Here is a 25,055-nt window from a genome sequence, read left to right on the forward strand (position 1 = left end):
TAAACGGGAGTCAGCAGGAATGTCTTTAGTTAACAGGGTGATCCAACGCGTCAGGCGGGACTATTTTCGCGCACGTTACCAGCCTGTCGCCGCACGGGTCCTGGCTACGCCACCGCTCAAGCCCGGCAACCTGCCCTTCATGCTGTTATCGATGGTACACCAGCGCGACGTGCACTCCTATCTGGTGGCAGTAAAGTCGTTCACCCACTTCCTCAACCCTGAAAGGATTGTCGTCGTCTGTGATCCATCGATCGGCAGCGAAGAACGTGCGATCCTTAAACAGCACGTTCCCCATGTCGAACTACGGGAAGCGCACGAATTCACCCATCCGGACATGCCCCGCGGCGGTACCTGGGAGCGGCTGTATGCGATTGCTACTTTCTCTCCAGAAAACTATGTCGTGCAACTCGACGCGGATACCCTGACGGTTCAGCCTATTCCGGAAGTCCTCGAGGCGGTGCGTGCCGGACGTGGTTTCGTACTGGGAGAAATGGTTGACACGCCAATCCGTTCCCTCGCAGCGACACGCGAACATGCCTTGCCGAAGGTATGCCCGGGTGCGCATATCCAGAGCATTTCGGAGGCTGAGATGGCCAATGTTGGCCTGCCCGCGGATGCGCTGTACGTGCGCGGGTGTTCCGGCTTCACCGGATTTCCGCGTTCGTCGACGATGCGCGACGACATGGCGGATTTCTCGCGCCGGATGACGGCGAAATTGGGCGAAGACTGGAAACGCTGGGGTACCGAACAGGTCACGTCGAACTATCTCGTCGCCAATGCGGCTGGCACCAGGACGTTGCCCTTCCCCAAGTATGGCACACCAGATTGTGCCACCGGCGAAACAGCCTTCTTCCACTTCATCGGCTCCATGCGCTTCATTAACAGTAAATATGAGGCAACATCGCGTCATGCGATTAGCCTGATCAGTAAGGCCGCTGCCTGAGGGCAGTGCGGCTTTACTGTCCGTATGGCAGGTTTTATGGCAGATTTGCGTCGCTCGCTGGTCATTAATTTCTTCTCGTCGTCGGGCGCCGCATTCATGCAATTCGTGGTCAGCGTCCTGCTGGCCCGTATCCTGAGCCCCAGCGAAATCGGCGTCTATTCGATGACGGTCGTGTTCGTCAACCTCGCGCATGTGTTCCGCGATTTCGGCGTGAGCTCCTACCTGCAGCGCGAGGCCGACCTGACGCCGGCGAAGATCCGCTCTGCCACTGGCGTGGTATTCACGACCTCCTGGCTGATCGCCATTACGCTGTTCCTGGCGAGCGACGCGATCGGACGCTGGTTCAACGAGCCGGAAATCGTGCCGGTGATGAAGGTGCTGTCCATCGGTTTCCTCCTGATTCCGTTCGGTGCCGTCACCAACGCCCTGCTGACGCGCGAATTCGCCGCGGAGAAGCAGGCCATCGTCAACATGGTTGGCACGATCAGTTTCTGCGTCAGCTGCCTGGTCTTCGCCAAGCTCGGCCATGGCAGCATGAGCCTCGCCTACGCCAACCTGATCAACATCACCGCCTGCGCGCTCGCCTATATTCCTTTGCGCCCAAAATACATGCCGTGGCTGCCCGCATTCGACCACTGGCGCAGCGTTGCCCACTTCGGGCTTGGGTCGCTCTTGTCGAATTGCGCGGTGGCGCTCAATAATGCCATTCCCGACATCCTGTTGGGCAAGCTTGGATCGGCGCGCCACGTCGGCCTTCTCAGTCGTGCGAACTCGACCGTCACGATCTTCACCTATGTGGCAGGCTCGACTGTCAGCTATGGCGCCATTTCCTACCTGGCCCAGACCTACCACCGCGGCGAGTCCCTGGCGCCGACCCTCTCCCGCGCAACGACACTGCTGACCGGCGTAGGCTGGACGGCGCTCGCACTGACCGCTGTGCTCGGCGAGGACATCGTGCTGGCACTGTATGGCCAGGCCTGGCTCGAGTGCGTCCCCGCGATCCTGCCGCTGACGCTTGCCGCCGCCATCATGATGGCCTTCCATTACATCCCGATGGCGGTGACCGCGATCGGCCGTCCGTATCTCGGCGCAACGCCAGTCCTGGTAACACTGCTGGCGCGCGTGGGCTTCGGGGTGGCGCTGTTCGACGGCAGCCTCAGCGGTTTTGCCTGGGCCTTGTGCCTGGCAACCATCGCCACCGCGCCGGTGATCACCGTGCAGCAGCAACGCTACCTGGGATTCGGCCCCATCGCCCTGCTGCGGGCACTGTTGCCGAGCGCGGCCGTTGCGGGCGGATCCGCCGCCGCCGGCTGGATCCTGAACATGCTGGTGCCCGACATGCTCGGACCCTTGGCGCGCCTGCTGGTCATGCTGCCTTTGCTGGCCGCTGCATGGTACCTGCTGCTACGCTTGACCCGCCATGCCATGCTCGACGAGGTGCACCGCTTCGTCGGGGTGGCACGGACCCGGCTCGCGCTGTTGCGCCCGAATGTATAATCCTGACGACACAGCTTGCAGGTTTCATTGTAGGAAATGAAAGCATGTACCTCGACGAAGTAAAGACCATCCTGATTGACGTGTTGAGCCTGGGTGAAGCCGGCCAGCGCCTGCAGTCCGATTCTCCCCTGCTGGGCAGCCTCCCCGAACTCGACTCGATGGCGGTGGTGAGCCTGGTCGGGGCGCTCGAAGACCATTTCGGCATCGCGATCGACGACGACGACCTGAGCGCCAGCACTTTCGAAACCCTGGGCAGCCTGGCCGACTTCGTCGCCCGGAAGAGCGCCGGATGACCGCTGGCGCGAGGGCAGCGCGCGCCGAACCGTTTTTCCTGCCGCGCGCCGGCGGCCAGCTGTTCTGCCTGTACCATCCGCCCCGTGGCGACTGCCGCGGCGCCGTCCTCTACGTTCCGCCGTTTGCCGAAGAAATGAACCGCGCGCGCCGCATTGCCGCGCAACAGGCGCGCGAGCTGGCGGCGCTCGGCTATGGCGTACTGCAGCCCGACCTGGGCGGCACCGGCGACAGCAGCGGCGACTTCGGCGACGCCCGCTGGGATACCTGGAAGGACGACCTGGCGGCCTGCTGCGCCTGGCTCGGCGAACGTATCCCGCAGCCGCCGGTGCTGTGGGGCCTGCGCCTCGGTGCCCTGCTGGCGCTCGACTATGCGGGGGCGGCGCCGCATCCGCTGCGCGCGCTCATCCTGTGGCAACCCGTGGCCAGCGGCCAGGCCTACCTGACCCAGTTCCTGCGCATGCGTACCTTGAACGCCGTGCTGGCCGACAGCACCTCGGAGCAGACCGGCACCCGCGCCCTGCGCGCCGCGCTGCAGTCCGGCGAAACCCTCGAGGTCGGCGGTTATGCGCTGGACCCGGCGCTGGCCGCGGCCATCGACGCGCTCGCGCCGCTCGAGCGCTACACGCCGTCCTGCCCGGTGCACTGGTTCGAGATGGCCGGCAAGGATGGCCAGGCCCTGCCTCCGGGCGCGGCCCGCACCGCGGACGCCTGGCGCCGGCACGTGCGGCTGCAGGTCCATCCGGTCGATTGCCCGCCCTTCTGGGCGGCAGGCGAAGGCGTGACCGCGCCGGCCCTGCTGGCGGCGACCTCGGCACTCGTGCGGGAGGACCGCCTTGACGCTTGAGGAACGCGCGCTGAGCTTCCGCTGCGGCGACGACTGGCTGGTCGGCGTGGCGAGCCTGCCGCGGACCGGTGGCAGCCGGGGTGTGCTGGTCGTGGTCGGCGGATCGCAGTACCGCGCGGGCAGCCACCGCCAGTTCACCCTGCTGGCGCGCGCGCTGGCGCAGGACGGTATCCCGGCCATGCGCTTCGACTACCGCGGCATGGGCGACAGCGAGGGGGAAACGCGTTCCTTCGAGACGGTCGGGGACGATCTGCGCGCGGCCATCGACGCCTTTTTCGCGGCCGCACCAGGCATGCGCGAAGTCGTATTGTGGGGCTTGTGCGACGGCGCCTCGGCCGCGGCGATGTATGCGCGCTCGGACCGGCGCGTGGCCGGCCTGGTGCTGCTCAACCCCTGGGTGCGCACCGACGACGGCCTGGCGCGCGCCACCCTGCGCCACTATTACCGCCAGCGCCTGGGCGAATCTTCCTTCTGGCGCAGGCTGCTCAGTGGCCGGCTCGACCTGGTCCGTTCCGTCAAATCGGCTTTCGGCCTGGTGCGCACCGCGCTGGCTCCCGCATCGCCGGTGCCGGCCCTGCCCGAGCGCATGCATGCGGCCCTGGCCGCGTTCGGCGGGCGCGTGATGGTGATCATTGGAGGAGCGGACCTGACCGGACGCGAATTCTGCGACCTGGCGGCGGCGACGCCGGCGTGGAAAAAGCTGCTGGCCGGGCCGCGCGTGACCCGCCACGAACTCGACGGCGCCGACCACACCTTCTCGCGGCGCGCCTGGCGCGACCAGGTCGCGGCCTGGACCAGCGCCTGGGTACGTTCCTGGTAGATCAGCGCGCTGCCGCCTGCACCCGCGTCAGGCAGCCGGCGAAACTGTCGAAGGCTCCGTAGGCCGGATGCTGCAAGCGGCGCCCGCCACACAGGTCGACGCCGGCACCATCGCCCGGCGCTGCGCGCAGCGGCGCATCGCCGCTCCAGCGGAAATCGCCCGCACCCGGCGCCACAAACAGGCTGCGCACCGGGTGCTGGCCCGCGAAAGCCTGCCACACGGCGGAAGTCCGGTTGTCGCCCTCGCGCACCAGGCCGCCGTCGCGGCTGCGGATCGGTCCATCGACCAGGTTGCCGTCCAGGCGCGCGCTGCTGGTGGGGAAGCGCACATCGATGCCGGTGGTGTCGATCAGCGTATTGTCTTCGACCCGGGTATTCGCGGCGCTGTTCAGGTAGATGCCTGCATCCGAGCAGCCGACCACCAGGTTGGCGCGCATGATGCCGCCATCCTGTTCCGTGATGCAGCGCCCGTCGCGGCAGAGCTCCTTGCCGGTGCCGCCGCCGCCGAAGGACAGGCCGACCCGCTGTCCCGGCTCGCCGCGCAGGCGCCGTTCGCACCACACCAGGTTGCGCTCGAAGATATTGCCGCTGCCGCCGCCCTTGGCGAAGGCGCCATAGCTGACCCCGTTCCCCCCTTCCTTGATGAAGTCGCTGATCACGTTTGCGCGGACGGTCCATCCGCTGGCCGCGACCAGGTCGATCGGGGTGACCGGGTTGGCGGTCTGGCGCGGGCGACTGGCATCCAGGGTATTCGATTCGATCAGGCCGGCATCGGGGAAGCGTCCCTGCAGGGCATTGATCTTGAAGTGGGCGTTGAAGTCGCTGATGGTGTTGTTGCGCGCGACGAAGTGGCTGGCCGCGCCGAAAACGTGGAAGGCATGTTCGCAGTCGCTGTCGGATCGGCAGGCCCCGCGGATGTCCAGGTTTTCGAAGTGCCAGTGTGGCGCGCTGACGCGGAAACCCCCGACCATGTCGAATTCGAGCCGCACGCTGCCGGGCCGTGCCGCCCGCACCACGATCGGCGCGCCGGGCGCGCCGGGCCGGTCGGCATTCAGCCCCGCGCTGCCGGAGAAGCGGTAAGTGCCCGGCGCGATGGTGATGACTTCGCCCTGGCGGGCGCGCGCCAGCGCGGCGCGCAGCGCCTCGGCGCTGGCGACGACGGTACCGGGGCGGCTGCCTTCGCCCGCGGCCCTGGCTTGGGCGCCGAGCGCCAGTCCGGACAGCTCCAGTCTGTCCGGCGCCTGCGGCGTCCCGCGGTCCAGCCGCTGCAGGGTGCCGGCGGTGTACTTTCCGGCGGCGACGATTGCCGCATTGTGGCCGCTGGTGCGCTTTTCGATGTAGGGCGCCAGCTGGCGCGGGGCCACGCCGGCCGCATCGACGGCGATGGCCACGGCAACGCCCCCTGCGGCCAGCAAGGCCAGTGCCACGGCCAGCCGGCGGCCGGCGCGGCCGCTACGGCTGCGCCCGCGCCTGTCGGCGCCATGCGGCTGCCTCATGCCGCGCTCTTGATGCCGTGGCGGTTCATCAGGTCATACATGGTCGGGCGGCTGATGCCGAGCATCTCGGAGGCCTTGACGATGTTGCCGTCGACCCGGGCAAGCGTCTTGACGATCGCCATGTACTCGGCTTCGTCGCGCACCTGGCGCAGGTTGAGCGGCTCGTCCGCAGGCTTGTCGCCCTCCGGAAGGCCGAGGTCGTCGGCGACGATGGTATTGCCGTCGGCCATGATGACGGCGCGCTTGATGCAGTTTTCCATCTCGCGCACATTGCCCGGCCAGTCGTAATTCTCGATCGCGGCGATCGCGTCGGACGCGAAGTGCAGCGTGGAGCGCGATTCCTGGGCGCAGAACTTGTTCTTGAAGTGGTGGGCCAGCAGGGCGGCGTCGCCGTGGCGCGCGCGCAGCGGCGGAATCGTGACCACGATCTCGGACAGGCGGTAGTACAAGTCTTCGCGGAAGCGCCCGGTCGCGCACAGTTCCTTCAGCTTCTGGTGGGTAGCGCAGACGATGCGCACGTCGACCGGGATTTCCTCGTGGCCGCCGATGCGCTCGATCACGCGCTCCTGCAGGAAGCGCAACAGCTTGGCCTGCAGGGCCATCGGCAGGTCGCCGACCTCGTCGAGGAAGAAAGTGCCGCCGTGCGCCAGCTCGACCTTGCCCTTGGTCTGCTTGGCCGCGCCGGTAAAGGCGCCCTTTTCATAGCCGAACAGTTCGCTCTCGAGCAGGTTTTCCGGAATCGCGGCGCAGTTGATGGCCATGAAGCGTTCCTTCGCGCGCGGCGACAGCGCGTGCAGCGCGCGCGCCAGCACTTCCTTGCCGGTGCCCGATTCGCCCAGCAGCATCACCGAGGCGGAGGTCGGCGCCACCTTCTCGATGTTGCGGCAGACCTTGAGCATGCCGGCGTCGCGGCTGATCACGCCGGCCATGGGCGAGTCGGCCTGCGACTGCTGCATGCGGCGGTTTTCCATCTGCAGGTTGTACAGGAAGAAGGCGCGCTGGATGACCAGCTTGAGGACCTCGGGCTCGCAGGGCTTCTGGTGGAAGTCGTAGGCGCCCATCCCGATCGCCTTGACCGCATTGCTGTGGTCCTGGTTGCCGGTCAGGACGATGACGCGGGTGTCCGGGGCCAGCGCCAGGATCTGTTCCAGCGTCGCCAGCCCTTCGGTCGAGCCGTCGGGGTCGGGCGGCAGGCCCAGGTCCATGGTGACCACGGCCGGCTCATGGCGCCGGATCTGGGCCAGCGCGGTTTCGCGGTCGCCGGCGACGACCACTTCATAGGCATCCAGGCTCCAGCGCAGCTGCTTTTGCAGGCCGGGATCGTCTTCGATGATCAGGAGTTTGGGTTTGTTTTGGCTCACTTCAGTCCTCGGGTCATGCGGCCTGCCCCACACTGCGGGCTTCCTCGCTGTAGAGCGGCAGGCTGACTGTGAATGTGGTTCCGGCGGCAGGAGCGCTGGCGAGTTCCAGCTTGCCGCCCAGTTCATTGATGTATTCGCGGCTCTCGAACAGACCGATGCCCATCCCGGCCGGCTTGGTCGACTCGAAAGGCTTGAACAGGCGCTCGCGGATGAATTCCTCGCTCATGCCCGAGCCGGTATCCGCGATCTCGACCACCGCGCTGCCGCTGTCGCGCCGGACGCTGATGGTGACCCGGCCGCTTTTGGGCGTGGCCTCGATCGCGTTCTGGATCAGGTGGCCGAGCACGCGCTCGAGGCGCTCGTTGTCGGCCAGTACCTGCAGGCCACCGTTCTCGACCCGCAGCACCGGCCGTGGCTCGAAGGCATCCTTGAGCGCGATCGCCTGGCGCACCACCCGGTCCACCGTCAGCGGCAGCGGCTTCACGGGAGCGTCGTTGCGGCTGAGCTTTTGCAGCATCATCTTCATCTTCTGGATCGAATGCGTCACGGTGTCGAGCATGTCGCGCTGGAATTCCGGATTGTCGCGGTGCTTCTCGGCGTTCGCATTCATCAGCGAGAGCTGCGACACCAGGTTCTTCAGGTCATGCACGACGAAGGTCGACATCCGGTTGAAGGATTCGAACTGGCGGGCCACCATCAGGTCATTGGCGGCGTCCTGCAGGGCCAGGTAGCTGGCGGCCTGGCTGCCGGCGATTTCCAGCAGGTCGAACACTTCCCAGTTCAGGGCCACCGTGCTGCGCGAGTCCTGCAGCACCACGAAACCGAACAGCTTGCCGTGCAGGATCAGGGGTACCACGACCCAGGCGCGCGGGAAGGCTGCCAGCCAGTCGGGCAGCACCAGGTCGCCATATTTTTCCGGCAGCGCCCGGTATTCGTGCAGGTCGATGACCCACTGCGTGTTTTCCAGGAAGCGACAGAAATTCGACCCCGCCGGTTCGCTTTGCCTGGCCCTCGCCTGCCAACAGGCCACCGGTTCGTAGACATCGTTGGCGCGGCGCTGCCACAGCACCCCGCCCGGGCTCTCCACCAGGGCCGCGACGGCCTCGATGGCGCGTTCTCCCAGGTTGGGGCCATGCTCGGACAGGGTGCGGGTAAAGCGCATCCATTCCTCGCGGTAGTCGTAGCCGTAGCTGTAGAAGTGCTTGCTGATGAAGACCTTCAGCCAGGCGCGGAAGGCGCCGGAAAACAGGACGCCGGCCAGCAGCAGCAGTGCCCCGCACAGGAACACCACCTGCATCAGGGTGCCCCAGTCGCCGCCGAAGAAGCGCAGGTAATAACCGGCCGAGCCCATCGCCAGCAGGTAGATGGCCGAGCCGAGCAGCGCGGCGGAATGGAACATCACGCGCCGCGACAGCGCCAGTGGGGTAGTCATCGACTTGCTGCGCTTGACCGCAGTGCCGATCAGGGGCACCGCCAGCGCGTTGACGAGACCGCGCGCATCCCAGACTTCCGGGCTCATCTCGTGGAACAGCATCGCGTGGGTGTACATATAGAAGTCGTAGCCGAACATCGCGCCGATGCCCAGGCAGGCGAACTTCACCATCCAGCGTTCCTGCACCGTCTTGTTGCGGTATACCTGCTCGACGAGCAGCATGCCCAGCACGGCCATGCAGACCCTTACCATCACGTTCGGCACCAGGCCTGCACTGGTCTTGTACATGAGGTCGAACTGCAGCACGAGATTCCCCAGCAGCAGCAGTAAATAGGTCGCGATGCCGAGCAACACCGGACGGCGCAGGCCGAGGAAACTGCCTGGGTCGCGATAGTTCCCGAGCATCAGCAACAGCACCGCCGACCAGGCACCGTTGCGCACGATCTCGAGGGCCTCGGTCCAGGCCGACAAGGCCGGGCCGTGGGACGCGTCCCAGGCGACCGCGCCCGCCCACAGCGCGGTGAGCGCGCAGGCGGCGGTCACGGACGTCACATGGGCGCCGCCTCGCCACAGGGCCAGCAGCAGCACGCCCAGCAAGAGGAAAGCGGCGGCAGCGACGCTATAACTATAAACAGCAATACTGGTCAACGTGCGCCACCCAAAAAAACTGCCGTCATGGGCATGGGGAGTCGGGAAGTAGGGATGGCGCCGCGCGGCGCCACCGGAAAATCAACGGCCGCTGCGGAACAATACGACCTTCAGCGTATCGATCAGCACCAGCACGTCGAGGAACAGGCTGTTGTTCTTGACGTAGTAGAGGTCATACTGCAGCTTCTGCAGCGCGTCCTCGGCCGAGGAGCCGTAGCCGTAGCGCACCTGGGCCCAGCCGGTGACGCCCGGCTTGATGCTATGCCGAACATTGTAGTATGGCACCACCTCGATCAGCTGCTCGACGAAGTAAGGACGCTCCGGGCGCGGGCCGACGAAGGACATCTCGCCCTTGAAAACGTTCAGGATCTGCGGCAATTCGTCGATGCGGGTCTTGCGCATGAAGTTGCCCACGCGGGTAACGCGTGGATCGTTCTGGGCGGCCCACTGCGGCTTGCCGCCCTTTTCGGCGTCGACGCGCATGCTGCGGAATTTGTGCACGAAGAAGGTCTTGCCGTCCTTGCCCACCCGTTCCTGCGAGTAGAACACCGGGCCGCGGTCTTCCAGCTTGACCGCGAGCGCCGCCAGCACCATCAGCGGGAAGGCCATGATCAGGATGATCGTACTGCAGACCAGGTCGAAGCCGCGCTTCATGAACGTGCGGATGAAGCTCTGGTCGAAGCCGCCGCCGAAGATGAGCCAGCTCGGCTGCAGCGAGTCGACCCGGATCTGGCAGGTTTCGCGTTCGAAGAAGGTGGCGGCATCGGTCACTTTCAGGCCGCGCAGCTTGCAGTCGAGCAGCTCCTTCATCGGGAAGCCGCCGCGGCGGTTCTGGACCGAGACCACGATCTCCTGGACATTGTATTTCTTCGCCAGCGCATGCAGCGAATCGCCGTCGCGCACCTTCAACAGCCCGTCCTTGGGCACGCACACTTCCTCGTGCGGGATCGGGATGTAGCCGGCGATATGGTAGCGGTGGTAATTCGACTTGCGCTGGGCCAGTTCGCTGCATTCCTTGGCCAGCGGGCCGCTGCCGAGGAACATGATGCGCGACTGCAGCAGCTGCAGCTCCGAGGTCTTGAAGAACAGCATGCGCGCCAGGAAGATGCCGATCGCCGACAGCGCGAACACCAGCAGCAGGATGCCGCGGCCGAAGGACAGGTCCGGCGCCACGTAGAACACGATGGTCAGGATCAGGAAGCCCATCAGGAAGGACGGCATCAGCTTCATGAAGAAGGGATGGCGCAGGCCTTCGTCGGCGTCGAGCTGGTACATGCCCATCGCGCTCATGCTGAAGATGATCGCGGTCGCGAAGGCGATGGCCGACGTCAGGAAATGCTCGACATGCGGTGTACTGATCGGCGCGTCCATATCCAGGAAGCGCAGCGACGCTCCGGCATAAGCCGCGCCCAGCAGAATCATGGCCTCGATGAACAGCAACACGAAGACGATCTTCGACACGTAGTGGTTAGAGATCTTAAACACGGTATCCCCCGAATTTCGTATTTTTAACTGCTTGCAGAAGATGATTCATACTTGTTCCAGATGTCCGGCATACGGGTCGAGCGCGCGCTCCAGCCCGGCGCGGATGCGCCCTTCCGGTGCCTGAGCCAGCTGCACGCCGGCCGTCGATATAGGGGCCCGGGACGGCGCATGCCGCCTGGACGGAGGTCGACATGCTCGGGACAGTGCGTGACCACAAAGGGAAAATGCGGGCCAGCGATTCGCGCAACATCGTCCAAGCCCGGACAGGCTGGTACGCTGTTGCTGCCTGACATCCTGAAACTCGTTCACAGATCTAATACTTTCTTAGTGAAAACTCCCTCGGTCTTGCCTTCCGACACGACGGGAGCCCGGTTTTACAGCCGCCATGCCGACATGCCAGCCTGGTGATTGCAACCCCATCAACTTAGAATTCACGTCGATGAACAAGCTCCTTGCCAAGGACCAGCACGCCGACAACCTGATCTGCTTTCATTCATCCCGCCGGACTTTTGTATTTTTTTCAACAAATATAGCACGGAAACAAGTAGATTCTCAACGGAATCTGAAATTTTCTCCTGATACACAACAAATCGACAACGAAATCACATGCTGAACGTTTCCAATATTTCGACAAAGCAATGCATTTACTCTCTTGGAAGCAGCGTGCCTCGTGGAACTGCAAAACTGGCAAGAAATTTTAGCATTTTAAAAATAAATAACCCGTGCTCATCAGTAACGTGCGCACCCCCTTTGTGGGGATGCCACACCGCTTGATTCGGACGCAGCCAGGAGCAGGCTGAGGGGACTGGGCACAAGGAGCGTCATTGCCCGTCGCACAGGCGCAAGCCGGGCATCGGCAACTTGGGAAGGCTTGAAGATTCGGAGGGATGGCGCGGCTGGCGGGGATCGAACCCACGACCCTTGGCTTCGGAGGCCAATATGGCCACTGCTACCAGCCGCTACCTATGCAGGGTTTCGTGCTTTCTGCACCTAGCCCGAGCACACCCTGAGCACAGTTGAAGACACCCGACCGCGACTTGGAGAAGTGGAATGGCAACAATCAGTCAGTACAGGGGTAAGTGGAAATGCCAAGTCCGTAAGACGGGGTACCCGGCCCAAACCCAAACCTTTGACCACAGAGCAGACGCAATAGCTTGGGGGATAGAAGTAGAAGCAAAGATGCACCGAGGTACGTTCGGCGGCATCGGCAAACAGTCGATGACCATACATGAAATGCTTGAACGGTATCTTGCGGAAGAGTCGACAAAGAAGGCGTATACCGCTGCGGACGTTTCCCGAGCAAAGCCCCTTCGCAGTGTCCTTGGGGCGTACTATGTCCATAACCTGACCTCAGCGAACTTGGCAGAATACAAGCGTATGCGCTTGGCCTTGAAGTCACCACAGACAGTCACGCATGAATTGAACCTGCTGCATCGTGCCTACGTGATCGCCTCGAATGAATGGGGTGTCGTGCTGCCCAACGGTGTCCCCAAGATAGCAAGACCTGCCTTACCCCGTGGGCGTGGCACCCGTATCCGACCCAACGACCTTGACCTGATCATACAAGCTACCGAGTCCGAACAGTTGAAGCTCATTATTCCACTGGCGGTAGAAACAGCGATGCGTCGGTCCGAAATCTTAAGTGTCCGTTGGGAGAATGTTGATCTTGGCCGCCGTACGATCTACCTGCAGAAGACCAAGAACGGGCTACCCCGTACGGTACCGCTATCACTGCGTGCCTTAGAGACATTACAAAGCCTTCAGAAAACTGCCGCAGGGCCGGTGTTTACCATTGCCGCATCATCTGTTACACAAGCGTTCCAAAGGGCCGCAATACGGGCCGGAATGAAGAACACTCGGTTCCACGACCTTAGACACGAAGCAACATCTAGGCTGTTTGAGCGTGGCCTGAATGTAATTGAAGTGGCCCGGATAACAGGTCACGTCACATTGTCCATGCTCGACCGCTACACGCACCTGGACGTGCAAGGGCTTGTTCAAAAGCTCAGGTAGCAGGACAGATCGCTTCTGCGTCCGCTTCTGCGTCCGTACGTCTACTCAGTCGTAACACCATCCGGCCCCGAGTGTTCACTGTCAGTGAATTTCTATTGACAGTGAAGCTGAGTTATGGTCTACTTGTCCTCAGACCGAGTGTTACCGCTCGGATGGTTTTCAACAAGTACGTTGTTTCCTTCTCAGACGCAAAGTTAGCAAAATGACCCGAAGTATTTGGGTTGCCCACTTCCAGAAGTAGGCCAAATGTCTCGCGACGGGCGTGTGCTCAAGCGACGAGCCACAGGACCACGCAACCGCTCTGCCATTGTTGTTGGCATGTGGGGCTGATGTGGGGCTGTGCTCAAAGACGTCAACTGGTAATGGGCTTGTTATGTCGGGCTGGCATCTTCCGGCTTTTGCTTATGGGGCTGGGCAATTTTGCCCGGAATGAGGAAAACGATCATGAAAAAACGTAGCGTTGAAAATAGTGTCTTGATGTTGAAAAAACTGAGGGACACGCACCATTGCCAGCTCGACATTAGTGTTGTAACTGAGATGAATGAAGTAATTGCTGAGCTAGAAAAAGTCAGCAATCAGCAGAATTCGGAGCGCTTGCAGTCTTTAGGCTTGCGTGTCCTTCAAATTCTCGGCGTAGTCATCAGTGTAGTCAGCAATATCAAAGACCTCATGAAATGACCACCTCAGTGAAGCACAGCAAGCCCATTAAGAGATAACCATGATATGAACTTAGGTAAATCAATACAAACGTGCCGTGTGCAAAGGGGCTTCTCTCAAGCCGACTTAGCGAAACGTGCAGGGATCTCGGTTTCGTATTTGTCTATGCTTGAAAATTCAAAACGCGACCCAACGATTTCTACAGTTGAAAAATTGGCTAGTGCGTTAGGTATGCCAATCGAGTTACTGTTTTTCCTTGGTGCTGAGCAAGGTGAACTAGCAGGAATTGATAAAGACCTTGCCGGACAACTAGCATTGGCTGCGTTAGGTCTTCTAAATGAAAAAAACAACGATTGAACCGGGCTTAGCACCACTTTATTTACATAGCGCCATACGTGGATTGGCCGCACTTTCAAAAGCGTTAGGCGTCCGTCAAAATGTTCTTGAAAAACTCGCGCTAAGTGCAGAAACGCTATATAGGGTTGCAAGAAGTGAGGTGAAAAGCGACGGATCGATACGGCAAACCTATGACGCACTGCCCAGGTTAAAAGCTGTCCAGATCAGGATAAAGGAACGGCTACTTCAGCGCGTCATATTTCCATCATATCTGCATGGAAGCCTGCGTGAGCGTAGCCCAAGAACCAACGCTGCCACACATATCCGTGCGAAGATCACGTTCGCCGAGGATATTTCAAATTTTTTTCCTTCAGCTAGCCGAGCATTAGTCCATCGAGTTTGGAAAGACCTTTTCGGGTTTTCTGAAGACGTAGCAGCTTTGTTGACTACACTTACTACAAAGGACGGCGGCTTGCCTCAGGGCGCAGTTACCAGTTCGTATCTTGCCAATTTAATCTTCTGGGACTATGAACCAGATTTAGTAAAAACCCTTGCTTTACGTGGACTTAGGTATTCGCGCTATGTCGATGACATAACCGTTTCTTCTAGGCTTGGAATTAAGGCAAGCGATAAAACCTATGTGATCAGTCAAATATACGGAATGCTACTGCATCACGGGTTCACTCCAAAGCGTAAGAAACACGAAATTACTTCCGCTGCTAAGTCTATGCGGACAACGAAGTTGGTTCACCATACTCGCGTTAGCTTGCCTATCACAGAACGAAAGAAGACCCGGGCAGCTGTCTACGCATTGGAATTACGAGTTTCCGCAGGCGAAAGCGGCCCAGGTGTGATGAAAGAATTGGCGAGCGTTTCGACACGGGTCGGACGGTTAGGAAGCTTTCACAAGACACAAGCGATGGCACTTAAGAAACGCCTCGACGTAGTTAGGGCGACCCTTAACACGTTTGAAGCCTCACCTACCGTTTCATGAGCTCAAATATTTCACTGCCTATAACACAGAGCTATCAAGAGAAAGACACAGCATCCTTTCCGGCCCTGAAGCGCAAAGCAAAATATTTTCTTCTTGCTTCGACGTCTTCCCCTAAATGTTCATTAGCTAATGCTCGGTTACCTGTGCGCTGAAATAGGCGTGACAATAATGAAGACCCTGCTAGCAATCCTTTATCTTCCAATACGGCTACATACCGTCTAACGTTTGATGGTCTTTTACCGTGCAATCGAGCATACCATTCAACAAGTGTTTCAATCCCAGGTGTAATACCTCTGCGATTATTTCTAAAGCACAATACGAATAGCGCAAATTGTCGAACTTCCCGCCGTAGGGAATCTAAAAGCGCTTGTCTGAGCAATAGGATTTCACCCAAGTGGATCTGTGAGGGTACTCTAGGATCGTTCCTTAGGATCGACGCATGGATTATCTCTCCAGTCTCCACGTCGAGGTACTCAGTGATACATGGTGCCTTATATCGTAAGACGAGTTTATTGTTAAGACGGATTGCTTTCGGTAGTCTACGCCACTCCATAACTATGGTGTAAGGTAGCAGTTGCTGTTCTTCAGTGATAGGGTCTTTTATGACGTATGACCCGGTGTCTTTACTACAGGGGGACTGAACAAAGTCTACTTTTTGAAGATTTTTCTTTTGAGTTCCTTCCGACACTTCGGTCTCTGCATTTATTACTAATAAGGGAACATCGTAAGTCATTGATTATAATAGTGTTCTTATCCTCAGAAATGAGCTAATTGCTCACCTTGGTTCTGAGGGCATGGGATGACCAAGGTCAATTCTAGGAAATGAAAAGATACTGACCTAAGCCCACTTAGCCGCTGTGTTACCGGCTCTAGCGATAAGCTTAGGTCAGTGTCTGGTAGCTTGCTGGGTTTAAACGGCAGATTAGCTTGGGTCTAGTTCAGCGTGCGTTTACCCATGCTGACCTTCTAATAACATCAGCCAGTATGGCCAGCAGCCGATCTACAGTTACCGGTCCCCAACGTTTACCGGCAGATGTAACTACCCCACGTTCATTCAGGCATTTAGCTAAATGAGACCGCCTAAACAGTCCGTCAGCTTCCAATGTCTCAAGCACTGGTAGCAGTCCAAGTGAAAACACAGCCTCAGGTTCAAGGTATCCTTTAACCCTAGAACTCTGAAACCGATCCTGTGCTGCTTTGATGTTCGCACAGTTGACCACGATGACGTCGTTGCTCACGTCGACACCTTGATCACTGCAATCCGGCCTATCAGGTTAGTCACCTTGCGCGCATCCCATGCGCCACCTCGGGGCGTAGGAACTCCAAGTTCGCGCAGTGCTCTTGCAACAGCAGAACGGCTTGTGATCCCTTCATTCTCTAATACTTCCAACAATGGCTTCATTGCCAGTGCATACGCATCGGCCTTGGCCATAGCAGCCTTACCGCTAATACAGCCACGCACTGCTTCATCCTTCGGATTGCCAAATGCGCTCATGCTACGACCTCGATAGTGGAAAGCGCTTCCAGGCGTCGTATCAGGTTTAATACCGAAGTGGTGTTCCATTGACCACCCCTAGCAGTTTTGGCACCTTGCAAGATTAGGGCGGTAGCGATAGCGCTAGGCGCAACGGTTCCCTCAGCCTTAAGGTTGCCAAGGGTAGACTTCATAGTCATTGCAAACTCGTCAGCCTTTGACTTAGCGACAGCCGCAGGGCTGAGCTTTATTTGATTTTGCTTTGAATTGTGTTCAGGATTATTTTCAAAAATGTGTTGAATGCTCATGATTGGTTACATATAAAAATCTCAAGTTGTTGTAAGGACATGTTGACGAATGCCCAAGGATGCAGAGACCTCGAAGAATCCTCCGGATAACTCCCTGCTGCTTAGCTGTGGGTTTTAGCTTTACATCTAAGGAACGGTGCTTTGTTCTTAGGTGTGAGTTTTAGCTTTACACAGGGAGCGAAATCAGCCAGATCGGAACACTCCCGCCTCAAACGCTTGCTATAGCTATCACGTGTACCCTGTATTGATAGGTCGAAAACGTCTTTTCTGAAACCTCAGTTACAAATAAGAAGAGACCTTAGGTAACAACCCAACATAAAAAATGTCATGGAAGCAATACGGTTGCTGGTATGTGAAGACCCTTCGAGCTACCGTGCGCATTGGTGTCTTTGTTACTTCAACTTTATTGTTTCGGAATTGACAATACTTTGTGCATATGGGTATACCTCAAGCGAACCTTGGCCAAAGGGTACTGTTCAGGTTCGATAATTCCTGTTTTCAAACCCTAAACGAACTGGCATAATAAGAACTACCCAAAACGAACCGATAGGGTTTCCATATGTTTGTCCGTGCCTACCTACGCGCATCCACAGCAGAACAAGACGCCAGTCGTGCCAAAGCTGACCTAGACACCTTTGCGGCGGAACGTGGCCTACGAATCGCCGCGTACTATGTCGAAAACGAGTCCGGGGCGAGCCTGCGGCGTCCTGAACTGTTCCGCTTGCTGTCGGACTGCCACGCTGGCGATGTGCTGCTGATCGAACAGGTGGACCGTTTGTCGCGCCTTGATTCCGAGGATTGGGAAAACCTGAAACAGGAACTTCAGGCCCGCAAAGTCCGTGTTGTCGCGTTGGACCTGCCTACGTCTTGGATGATGACCAGCGCCACGGATGAAATGACCGCACGAATGATGGATGCGTTGAATGGGATGATGCTAGATATGCTGGCCGCTATCGCCCGCAAAGACTATGTGGATCGTCGCAGGCGTCAACAGCAGGGCATCGAGAAGCTGAAAGCGGAAGGGGGCTACAAAGGGCGCAAAGAAGACATACAGCGCAATGAAGCGATTATGACCATGCTGCGCAGGGGGGATAGTTGGAACCACGTAATCGCGGCGACGGGATGCTCACGGTCTACCCTCGCCCGGTTGGCTCAGCGCGTCCGAGGGGCTGGGGAAAGCGCCTAGGGAATCGGTCCAATCTGTTGGAAGCCAACCGTTTCCGGCTCCGTATGGCCCGTTTGTCGAATCTAGCTTAATGGCGAGTTTGCGAAACAGAAGGGCAACGACAATATTCCCCATGGTAGGGAATATCTACGTAGATGATCGACGGATGTTCCCCAAATCTGGGGTATGTTTTTGCACCTATAGGGTCAACTTATGCCCTAGATCTGGGGAATGTTTTCTCACCTGAAGGCCAATTTATACCCCAGATCTGGGGAATATGCAGGTACCACCTGAGTCGTAGCGCAGGTTACATAAGAGAGAAGTACAGGTTCGCTATCCGCTGGTTAGCGGTCGCGCGTCAACCCAACAACACGTTTTAAAGCGGCAAAGGCGTCACGATGCGCGTCCGCGCGAGACGATCCAATGTACGCCCTGCTACATTGCCAGGGAAGTTGCGAGTCCGCTACCGTGTTCCTTCACTCACGCAGTTGCTTGGTGAACTCAGCCTGCGCTGAACGCCCAACGACCAATGTCATGTTCCGGACTAGAGTCCGCTAAGTTGGTACCTCTGGAGCCGTCCTAAAGGAACAATACGACAGCCACGGAGACAGCGAGTTATTGACTACTCGTCCTTTTACCTTGTCAACGCAGCGTACCCCCCGGGGATTCATTCACCAGTCGATTTCAAAAAAGGGGTTAAAGCCCATTTTTCATTGTTGTTGTTGGCATTTTAACAAGAGCGCGCTTTTCTTCTACGAGTTTTGTTGCCATCCCACAAAGTACTGGGCGGTACCTTCCCGACAGGCGCAAGAGATTACCCATCTACAGGGTATGAGGGCCCCTACCGCGTCAGAAATATACCCTGTAGTAGGGTATATCGATAGCCGAGGCCAGCTTTCAGTAGCTATGGAAGACCGTAGTGCACGCTAAACCTGAGCACAATCTGAGCACAGTAACGGGCCGGGCATGGGATACAATGGTTGCCGGTCTGCATCAACGCGGTCTGCAGACCGTTCAACAACTCATTGATTTTCCAAGACTTACGGAAGAAATGGCGCGGCTGGCGGGGATCGAACCCACGACCCTTGGCTTCGGAGGCCAATACTCTATCCACTGAGCTACAGCCGCGTAGAGTGAAGTGTCCGAAGAATACAGTCTTTCGGCCTTGCCGTCCATGGCAGTCAAGCGAATTTCGTTACATTTTGGCAGCTTTACGTCTATAATCAAATGCTTGAGGGCATTTCATAACAGGCACGAGATGCCGCGGTAGCAGGTTTTTTTATTGAATTAAGGAAATCATGAGCGACGCACACAACGAACATCAATCCCTGATCCGCACGCCCAAGCAGCTCGTCGCCGCCGTAACAGGATTTTTCCTGGTCATCGTCATTGGTATCATCCTGCTTGTCATCTATGCCACCAGCGATCGCCTGACTGGCGCCGGAACGGACAGCCAGGCCAGCGGAGCCGTCGAAAGCCGTATCCGTCCGCTCGCCGATGAAGGCTTCAACCTCGTCGATGCCAATGCCCCACGGGTGTTGCAGGCCGGCGCTGCCGTGTACACCGCCGTCTGCGCTGCCTGCCACGACAGTGGCGCCGCGGGCGCTCCCAAGACCGGCGATACCGGCTCCTGGTCTGCCCGTCTCGGCCAGGGTTACGACACCCTGGTAAAACACGCGATCGAAGGCATCCGCGCCATGCCCGCCAAGGGCGGCAACCCGGACCTCGACGATGTCGAAGTTGCCCGCGCAGTCGTCTTCATGGCCAACAAGAGCGGCGCCAGCTTCAAGGAGCCTGCCGCCCCTGCTCCTGCAGCCGCCGCAGCAGCCGCGCCAGCGGAAGCCCCGGCGGCAGCGCCGGCCGCAGCTGTGGCAGCGCCTGTGGCTGCCCCCGCCGCCGCGCCGGCAGTGGCCAGCGCCGACGCCGGCAAGAACGTGTTCGATACGGCCTGCATCGCCTGCCATGGCGCCGGCATCGCCGGTGCGCCCAAGCTGGGCGACAAGGCGGCTTGGACGGCCCGCCTGGCACAGGGCAATGCGGTCCTGTACGAACACGCCATCAAGGGTTTCCAGGGGAAAGCCGGCGTCATGCCGCCGAAAGGCGGTGCCGCCGTCAGCGATGCCGACGTCAAGGCTGCCGTCGACTACATGGTCGCTTCCGTCAAATAAAGCAACAAGGGCGGCACTGGCCGCCCTTCTCTCATGAGGCATGTCCGCCTGCTGGCCGACATGCCTTTTTTACGCCGTTTTCCTCCACCGGCAGTAGGCGGCGGCGCTAGCGGCGCTTCGCGCCTGCCTTGCGCCGGCGGGCCGCGACAAAGGCCAACAAGCCGGTACCGCCCAACAGCAGGATGCCTGGTTCCGGCACTTCGGCGGGCTGCGTGCTGACCAGGAACTCGAAGGCGATGACCTGCACGTTCCTGCCCCCTATCCCTTCAACCCCGACCAGTTCGAATTCATTGGGAAACTGGCCATCCCACGGGTCTCTCTGGGTGGCTTGCGAAGCCAGGTTCCCGGTGGTGTCGACGAGCGTGCCGCCCGGCTGCAGGAAGCTGATGCGTGCATCGATCAGGCGTACCGGGAACAGCAGGTCGAGGCCGTCGCCGAAAGTGCCGATGCCGAGGAGCGCTACATCGTCCTCTGCAGGAAACAAGTCGGTGTTGCCGGTCAGTGTGATGATGATCCGGCTGCTGGTCGCGTCGATGACCGTCTCGGTCTCGGTGACGAAAACGAAGCCGTTCCCGCGCTCGATTTGCTCCGGCCTGCCGTCGAACAGGAAGATGCCGGCGGCAGCGTTACCGCTTTGCAAGCCCTCCAGGTAGAGCGTATAGCTCGTACCGGTCGCGACGACCGGTATTGCACTGGCTGGCGCCGCCAGCGCCAGCCAGGCCATGCACATCAAAACAAGGGACCGCCACTGCTTTTTCATATCGCCTCCCGGTTGTCTAGTCATCGAAGGAGAAATAAGCAAGCAGCGTGCCTGAAAAAATCCACAGCGAAATCAAGACTTTCCATGCTGAGCAAGGAGTGCAGAGCGCGTTCTGTAAAAATGCTCGACAGCGCCTACCAACCGTTGGGCCTTCTGTCATGTGCATGACATCTGAGCCGTCCGCCATCTCACTGTCAAGCAAGGTTTGATTAAGAAAAGAAACTATTTGTCAAAACAACAGGACATATTGCACGCTCTGGCGTCAAGCCATCTCTGCAAAGATTCACTAAAAACTTGAAAGTTATGCACCAACTGCAGCGAATTCACAACATATTTGCCTCAATGGAAATTCTGTGCGGAATAAATTTTCATAGGGAAGTGTTGCGTCTACGCGATTTTTTCTTACAAATGGTTACGCATTTTCCTGTCCGCATCATATACTCTGGAACAAATGTGTCGCCAAGAAATTTATTTAAGACACAAATCTTAGCTGAACGATCAGAGGAAACTATGCGTCAACTCCGCTTTACCTTCACCCGTACCGCCCTCGCGCTCGCATGCGCCGCCGCCGCTGCATCCGCCTCGGCCGCTACTCTCTCCGTCGGCGCAGGAAAGACCTATGCCACGCCGTGCCAGGCTTTCGCCGCAGCCAAGAGCGGTGATGTCGTCGAGATCACCGGCAATGCCACCTACAGCGGCGACGTATGCGGCATCAGCGTCAGCAACCTGACGATCCGCGGCGTGAACGGCCGCCCGAAGATCGATGCTGCCGGCAAGAATGCCATGGGCAAAGGTATCTGGGTCGTCCAGGGCAGCAACATCGTGATCGAAAACGTCGAGATGTATGGCGCCAAGGTGCCTGACAAGAACGGCGCTGCACTGCGCCTGGAGGGCACCAACTTCACCCTGCGCTCGTCCTTCCTGCACGACAACGAGAACGGCATCCTCAGCGGTGCAAATACTGCCAGCAACATCCTGATCGAGAATTCGGAATTTGCGCGCAATGGCTACGGTGACGGCTATTCCCATAACCTGTATATCGGCAATGTGGGCAGCCTGACCTTCCGCTACAACTACTCGCATGATGCGAATGTCGGCCACAACCTGAAATCGCGTGCCCGCGTCAACACGATTGCCTACAACCGCTTCTCGAGCACGCCTGCCGGCCAGGAAGGTTCGCGCAAGCCGAGCTACGAGGTCAACCTGCCGAATGCCGGTACCGCCTATGTCATCGGCAACGTCATCCAGCAGCCGGCAAGCGGCAACAACCCGGCCTTGCTCGCTTTCGGCGAAGAAGGCGCAAGCAACCCGACCCAGGACCTGTACGTCATCAACAATACCTTCCTGAACGATGACAGCTCGCGCGGGACCTTCATCATGATCGGTAGCGGCGTCAGCACCCCGGCCCGCATCCAGAACAACATCTTCGGCGGCGTCGGCACCATGTCGACCCAGGCCAGCTCCATCGACAAGACCAACTACCGCAACCTGGCGCCGGCTTTCGTCAACCGTACCGCGTATGACCTGCGCCCGACACTCGCGGGCCTGGTGATCGATGCGGGCTCGGATCCGGGCACCAGCGCTGCCGGCGTGTCGCTGAAACCGGTCGCACAGTACCGTCACGTGGCAGGGTCCGAGACCCGTCCGGCCGGCATCCTGGACATCGGCGCCTATGAAGCCGCGGCTGTGGTAACGACGGCTCCGTCGCCTACCCCGACCGAACCGGCACCGGCCCCGTCGGCCGACGGCTGGACCCGCTGCGCCGCTGAAGGCGGCACCTGCTCCTTCACCGGCACGCGCCAGGTCCGCTACGGCGTCCCGGGCTATTACAACTACAAGACGATTACCGGTTCGACCCCGTGCACCAACGCAGTGTTTGGCGACCCGAGGAAGTCGACGGCCAAGTACTGCGACTACGCCAACACCGAGACCGGCTCGTCGGCGCCGGCACCGGCGCCGACGGCTCCAGCCCCGGCCACCGAGACCTGGACCTTCTGCGCGAACGAGAACGGCGTGTGCTCCTTCAGCGGCACCCGTGAAGTGCGCTACGGCGTGACCGGCTACTTCTTCAGCAAGGTCATCTCCGGCTCGACCCCGTGCTCCAACACGGTGTTCGGCGACCCGAAGAAGTCCACCGCGAAGGCCTGCTACTACTCCAGCATCACGCGCTAAGCAGCCCCTTGTCCCGCAGGCGCGGCGCGCCCGCAAAAAAGCCGTTCAGTGTGAACTGAACGGCTTTTTCCATTGGTGGCGCCGGCCTGCGGTGCACACCGGCGGACTGCGCTTACCAGATGATCACGCGGTCCTGCGGCGCCAGGTACATCTTGTCGCCTTCCTTCACACCGAAGGCTTCGTAGAAGCCCGGCTGGTTCTTCAGCGTGCCGTTGGCGCGGAACTGCGCCGGCGAGTGCGGGTCGGTCTTGACCTGGTTGATCTGGGCCGGCTCGCGCATCTTCGCGCGCCATACCTGGCCCCAGCCCATGTAGAAGCGCTGGTCACCCGACAGGCCGTTGATGACCGGGGCCTTCTTGCCCTTCAGGGACAGCTTGTAGGCCTTGTGGGCGATCGCCAGGCCCGAGTTGTCGCCGATGTTCTCGCCCAGGGTCAGTTCGCCGTTCACGTGGTAGCCCGGCAGCGGGCTGTAGGATGCGTACTGCTGCACCAGGACCTTGGTCTTCTCGGCGAAACGCTTGCCGTCTTCCTCGGTCCACCAGTTGCGCATGTTGCCGTCGCCGTCGTACTGCGAACCCTGGTCGTCGAAGCCATGGCTGATCTCGTGGCCGATCACCGCGCCGATGGCGCCGTAGTTCACCGCGTCGTCGGCGGCCATGTCGAAGAACGGCGGCTGCAGGATCGCGGCCGGGAACACGATCTCGTTCAGTTCCGGGTTGTAGTAGGCGTTGACGGTCTGCGGCGTCATCATCCATTCGTCGCGGTCGATCGGCTTGCCCAGCTTGTTCAGCTCGCGCTGGTATTCGACTTCGCGCGAACGCATCACGTTGCCCACCAGGTCGTCACGCTTGACGGTGAGGGACGAATAATCCTTCCACTTGTTCGGGTAGCCGATCTTCGGGTTGAACTTGGCCAGCTTGGCCTGGGCTTCCTTCTTGGTCGCCGGGCTCATCCAGTCCAGGGTGTCGATCGACTGGCGGTAGGCTGCCAAGAGGTTCTTCACCAGGGCTTCCATGCGTACCTTGCGCTCGGCCGGGAAGTGCTCCTTCACGTACAGCTTGCCGACCGCATCTCCCAGCGCGCCCTCGACGGTCGACACGCCGCGCTTCCAGCGCGGTTCCAGCTTCGGTGCGCCCGACAGGGCGGTGCCGTGGAAGGCGAAACGCTGGTCCACGAAGGCTTTGGAGAGGTAGCTGGCGTAGCCGTTCACGGTGTGCAGCTGCAGGTAGACCTTCCAGGTCTCGAGCGGCACGCGGTTCACGATCTCGGCCATGCCCTTCAGGTAGCTCGGCTGGCTGACGATGACGTAGTCGGTCTTGCCCTGGATGCCGGCCTCACGCAGCCACGCATCCCACGCATAGCCGGGCGCGAGTTCGGCCAGCTTGGCCAGCTCGACCTTGTTGTAGGTCTTGATCGGGTCGCGGTTCTCGACCTTGGTCCACTGCACGCGCGCCAGCTCGGTCTCGAGCTCGACGATGGCCTTGGCATTCGCGGCGGCATTGGCGTCGCCCGACAGCGCCAGCATCTTCTCGACGTGCTGCTGGTACTTGGCGCGGGTGTCGGCCAGCTTGGCGTCATCGAGCTTCAGGTAGTAGTCGCGGTCCGGCATGCCCAGGCCGCCCTGGTACAGGTCGGCCACGTATCTGGTGGAATCCTTGGCGTCCTGGTGAATGTAGAAGCCGAAGGGCACGGTCACGCCGAGACGGCCCAGGCGCGCGAAGGTGGCCGGCAGTTCGGCCTTGTCCTTGATGGCGGCGATGCTCGCCAGCTCGCCCTTGAGCGGGGTAATGCCCAGCTGCTCGAGACGCGCTTCGTCCATGTAGCTGGCGAAGAAGTCGCCGATCATCTGCACTTCCGAACCGGCCGGCGCGCCCTTGCTTGCGGCCGACTTCTCGATGATGGCGCGCAGCTGCGGCTGGGTGTCGTCGTGCAGCTTGTAGAAAGCGCCCCAGCTCGACTTGTCGGCCGGGATCTCGACGGTCTTGAGCCATTTGCCGTTCAGGTGCTGGAAGAAGTCGTCCTGCGGGCGCACGGCCGGCTCGACGTATTCGAGCGCGATGCCGGCCGACAGCTTCGGCGCGGCGCGGCTAGCGGTGGTGCTTTTTCCGGATTCTGCCTGGGCCATCGAGGCCACCAGGACGAGCGCCGCGGCGCTCAGGATATGTCGTTTCATTCGGTCTCTCCGTTTA

General features: G+C 60.0%; 20 protein-coding genes and 2 tRNA genes. 12 read left to right on the top strand and 10 right to left on the bottom strand.

Annotated elements, in window-relative coordinates; genetic code table 11:
* The first annotated feature begins 19 nt into the window (after positions 1-19).
* The 5 genes from MA09_RS21590 to MA09_RS21610 are packed head-to-tail and all read left to right on the top strand — an operon-like array spanning position 20 to position 4,398.
* Positions 20-943: a hypothetical protein gene (locus MA09_RS21590; RefSeq protein WP_036253027.1), complete on the top strand. Its 924-nt coding sequence runs from the start codon at positions 20-22 to the stop codon at positions 941-943.
* Between the two features lie 36 nt (positions 944-979).
* A complete protein-coding gene (locus tag MA09_RS21595; RefSeq protein WP_036253028.1) occupies positions 980-2,440 on the top strand; it encodes an oligosaccharide flippase family protein in 1,461 nt (486 codons plus the stop codon).
* Between the two features lie 44 nt (positions 2,441-2,484).
* Positions 2,485-2,733, top strand: coding sequence for an acyl carrier protein (locus tag MA09_RS21600; RefSeq protein WP_036253030.1), 249 nt, complete (start codon positions 2,485-2,487; stop codon positions 2,731-2,733).
* On the top strand, positions 2,730-3,578 hold the full coding sequence (locus tag MA09_RS21605) for a hydrolase 2, exosortase A system-associated (RefSeq protein ID WP_051933687.1): 849 nt from the start codon (positions 2,730-2,732) through the stop codon (positions 3,576-3,578). The genes MA09_RS21600 and MA09_RS21605 overlap by 4 nt, the downstream gene beginning before the upstream one ends.
* Positions 3,568-4,398: a hydrolase 1, exosortase A system-associated gene (locus MA09_RS21610; RefSeq protein ID WP_036253032.1), complete on the top strand. Its 831-nt coding sequence runs from the start codon at positions 3,568-3,570 to the stop codon at positions 4,396-4,398. Before MA09_RS21605 ends, MA09_RS21610 begins: the two co-directional genes overlap by 11 nt.
* Position 4,399: 1 nt before the next feature.
* Here the strand turns inward: MA09_RS21610 and MA09_RS21615 are convergent, their stop codons facing one another.
* The 5 genes from MA09_RS21615 to MA09_RS21635 form a co-directional block, all read right to left on the bottom strand.
* Positions 4,400-5,893 carry a right-handed parallel beta-helix repeat-containing protein gene (locus MA09_RS21615; RefSeq protein ID WP_081897745.1) on the bottom strand — a complete coding sequence of 498 codons (1,494 nt, stop codon included), beginning with the start codon at positions 5,891-5,893 and terminating at the stop codon, positions 4,400-4,402.
* Positions 5,890-7,254, bottom strand: coding sequence for a PEP-CTERM-box response regulator transcription factor (gene prsR, locus MA09_RS21620; protein WP_036253034.1), 1,365 nt, complete (start codon positions 7,252-7,254; stop codon positions 5,890-5,892). Before prsR ends, MA09_RS21615 begins: the two co-directional genes overlap by 4 nt.
* 13 nt (positions 7,255-7,267) lie before the next feature.
* The gene (gene prsK / locus MA09_RS21625) at positions 7,268-9,334 is read right to left on the bottom strand and encodes an XrtA/PEP-CTERM system histidine kinase PrsK (protein WP_036253036.1); all 2,067 of its coding nucleotides are present in this window, start codon (positions 9,332-9,334) and stop codon (positions 7,268-7,270) included.
* A gap of 81 nt (positions 9,335-9,415) precedes the next feature.
* Positions 9,416-10,819: a TIGR03013 family XrtA/PEP-CTERM system glycosyltransferase gene (locus MA09_RS21630; protein WP_036253038.1), complete on the bottom strand. Its 1,404-nt coding sequence runs from the start codon at positions 10,817-10,819 to the stop codon at positions 9,416-9,418.
* A gap of 888 nt (positions 10,820-11,707) precedes the next feature.
* Positions 11,708-11,779, bottom strand: a tRNA-OTHER gene (locus tag MA09_RS21635).
* A 219-nt stretch (positions 11,780-11,998) separates the two neighbouring features.
* On the opposite strand from MA09_RS21635, the gene MA09_RS21640 reads away from it, so the two are divergent.
* The 4 genes from MA09_RS21640 to MA09_RS24320 all read left to right on the top strand — a co-directional run bounded on the left by MA09_RS21640 (position 11,999) and on the right by MA09_RS24320 (position 14,819).
* Positions 11,999-12,832, top strand: a complete 834-nt coding sequence (locus MA09_RS21640) for a site-specific integrase (protein WP_051933688.1) — start codon at positions 11,999-12,001, stop codon at positions 12,830-12,832.
* A gap of 444 nt (positions 12,833-13,276) precedes the next feature.
* Positions 13,277-13,510: a hypothetical protein gene (locus MA09_RS21645; RefSeq protein WP_036253042.1), complete on the top strand. Its 234-nt coding sequence runs from the start codon at positions 13,277-13,279 to the stop codon at positions 13,508-13,510.
* 45 nt (positions 13,511-13,555) lie between these two features.
* Positions 13,556-13,846 (top strand): helix-turn-helix domain-containing protein, encoded by a 291-nt coding sequence (locus MA09_RS24315; RefSeq protein ID WP_036253043.1) that lies wholly within the window; start codon positions 13,556-13,558, stop codon positions 13,844-13,846.
* Entirely contained in the window at positions 13,827-14,819 is a 993-nt protein-coding gene (locus MA09_RS24320) for a reverse transcriptase family protein (RefSeq protein WP_081897746.1), read from the top strand. The genes MA09_RS24315 and MA09_RS24320 overlap by 20 nt, the downstream gene beginning before the upstream one ends.
* 1,234 nt (positions 14,820-16,053) lie before the next feature.
* Here the strand turns inward: MA09_RS24320 and MA09_RS24715 are convergent.
* Entirely contained in the window at positions 16,054-16,314 is a 261-nt protein-coding gene (locus tag MA09_RS24715) for a hypothetical protein (RefSeq protein WP_152594755.1), read from the bottom strand.
* Positions 16,311-16,601 (bottom strand): hypothetical protein, encoded by a 291-nt coding sequence (locus MA09_RS24720; RefSeq protein WP_152594756.1) that lies wholly within the window; start codon positions 16,599-16,601, stop codon positions 16,311-16,313. Before MA09_RS24720 ends, MA09_RS24715 begins: the two co-directional genes overlap by 4 nt.
* A gap of 559 nt (positions 16,602-17,160) precedes the next feature.
* On the opposite strand from MA09_RS24720, the gene MA09_RS21655 reads away from it, so the two are divergent.
* Positions 17,161-17,787, top strand: coding sequence for a recombinase family protein (locus MA09_RS21655; protein WP_036253044.1), 627 nt, complete (start codon positions 17,161-17,163; stop codon positions 17,785-17,787).
* A 1,031-nt stretch (positions 17,788-18,818) separates the two neighbouring features.
* Here the strand turns inward: MA09_RS21655 and MA09_RS21660 are convergent.
* Positions 18,819-18,894: transfer RNA gene (locus MA09_RS21660), tRNA-Arg, on the bottom strand.
* Positions 18,895-19,064: 170 nt separating this feature from the next.
* Between MA09_RS21660 and MA09_RS21665 the strand changes: the two genes are divergently transcribed.
* Entirely contained in the window at positions 19,065-19,934 is an 870-nt protein-coding gene (locus MA09_RS21665) for a cytochrome c5 family protein (RefSeq protein ID WP_036253046.1), read from the top strand.
* 106 nt (positions 19,935-20,040) lie between these two features.
* Here MA09_RS21665 and MA09_RS21670 read toward each other — a convergent pair whose 3' ends face one another.
* A complete protein-coding gene (locus tag MA09_RS21670) occupies positions 20,041-20,694 on the bottom strand; it encodes a PEP-CTERM sorting domain-containing protein (protein ID WP_161783247.1) in 654 nt (217 codons plus the stop codon).
* Positions 20,695-21,204: 510 nt separating this feature from the next.
* Here MA09_RS21670 and MA09_RS24325 point away from each other — a divergent pair.
* Positions 21,205-22,866: a right-handed parallel beta-helix repeat-containing protein gene (locus tag MA09_RS24325; RefSeq protein ID WP_081897748.1), complete on the top strand. Its 1,662-nt coding sequence runs from the start codon at positions 21,205-21,207 to the stop codon at positions 22,864-22,866.
* A gap of 112 nt (positions 22,867-22,978) precedes the next feature.
* Here the strand turns inward: MA09_RS24325 and MA09_RS21680 are convergent, their stop codons facing one another.
* Positions 22,979-25,039, bottom strand: coding sequence for a M13 family metallopeptidase (locus tag MA09_RS21680; RefSeq protein ID WP_036253050.1), 2,061 nt, complete (start codon positions 25,037-25,039; stop codon positions 22,979-22,981).
* Between the last annotated feature and the right edge of the window lie 16 nt (positions 25,040-25,055).

This window comes from Massilia sp. BSC265 (genome assembly GCF_000740675.1).
Classification (GTDB): Bacteria; Pseudomonadota; Gammaproteobacteria; order Burkholderiales; family Burkholderiaceae_D; genus Telluria.

What these genes read in the sequence shown, in the direction of transcription:
- MA09_RS21665 (WP_036253046.1), top strand. Translation starts at nt 19,065, where the DNA reads ATGAGCGACGCACACAACGAACATCAATCCCTGATCCGCACGCCCAAG.
- MA09_RS21605 (WP_051933687.1), top strand. Translation starts at nt 2,730, where the DNA reads ATGACCGCTGGCGCGAGGGCAGCGCGCGCCGAACCGTTTTTCCTGCCG.
- MA09_RS24325 (WP_081897748.1), top strand. Translation starts at nt 21,205, where the DNA reads ATGCGTCAACTCCGCTTTACCTTCACCCGTACCGCCCTCGCGCTCGCA.
- MA09_RS21595 (WP_036253028.1), top strand. Translation starts at nt 980, where the DNA reads ATGGCAGATTTGCGTCGCTCGCTGGTCATTAATTTCTTCTCGTCGTCG.
- MA09_RS21600 (WP_036253030.1), top strand. Translation starts at nt 2,485, where the DNA reads ATGTACCTCGACGAAGTAAAGACCATCCTGATTGACGTGTTGAGCCTG.
- MA09_RS24320 (WP_081897746.1), top strand. Translation starts at nt 13,827, where the DNA reads ATGAAAAAAACAACGATTGAACCGGGCTTAGCACCACTTTATTTACAT.
- MA09_RS21670 (WP_161783247.1), bottom strand. Translation starts at nt 20,694, where the DNA reads ATGAAAAAGCAGTGGCGGTCCCTTGTTTTGATGTGCATGGCCTGGCTG.
- MA09_RS21615 (WP_081897745.1), bottom strand. Translation starts at nt 5,893, where the DNA reads ATGAGGCAGCCGCATGGCGCCGACAGGCGCGGGCGCAGCCGTAGCGGC.
- MA09_RS24715 (WP_152594755.1), bottom strand. Translation starts at nt 16,314, where the DNA reads ATGAGCGCATTTGGCAATCCGAAGGATGAAGCAGTGCGTGGCTGTATT.
- MA09_RS21645 (WP_036253042.1), top strand. Translation starts at nt 13,277, where the DNA reads ATGAAAAAACGTAGCGTTGAAAATAGTGTCTTGATGTTGAAAAAACTG.
- MA09_RS24720 (WP_152594756.1), bottom strand. Translation starts at nt 16,601, where the DNA reads ATGAGCATTCAACACATTTTTGAAAATAATCCTGAACACAATTCAAAG.
- MA09_RS24315 (WP_036253043.1), top strand. Translation starts at nt 13,556, where the DNA reads ATGAACTTAGGTAAATCAATACAAACGTGCCGTGTGCAAAGGGGCTTC.
- MA09_RS21680 (WP_036253050.1), bottom strand. Translation starts at nt 25,039, where the DNA reads ATGAAACGACATATCCTGAGCGCCGCGGCGCTCGTCCTGGTGGCCTCG.
- MA09_RS21640 (WP_051933688.1), top strand. Translation starts at nt 11,999, where the DNA reads ATGCACCGAGGTACGTTCGGCGGCATCGGCAAACAGTCGATGACCATA.
- MA09_RS21655 (WP_036253044.1), top strand. Translation starts at nt 17,161, where the DNA reads ATGTTTGTCCGTGCCTACCTACGCGCATCCACAGCAGAACAAGACGCC.
- MA09_RS21590 (WP_036253027.1), top strand. Translation starts at nt 20, where the DNA reads ATGTCTTTAGTTAACAGGGTGATCCAACGCGTCAGGCGGGACTATTTT.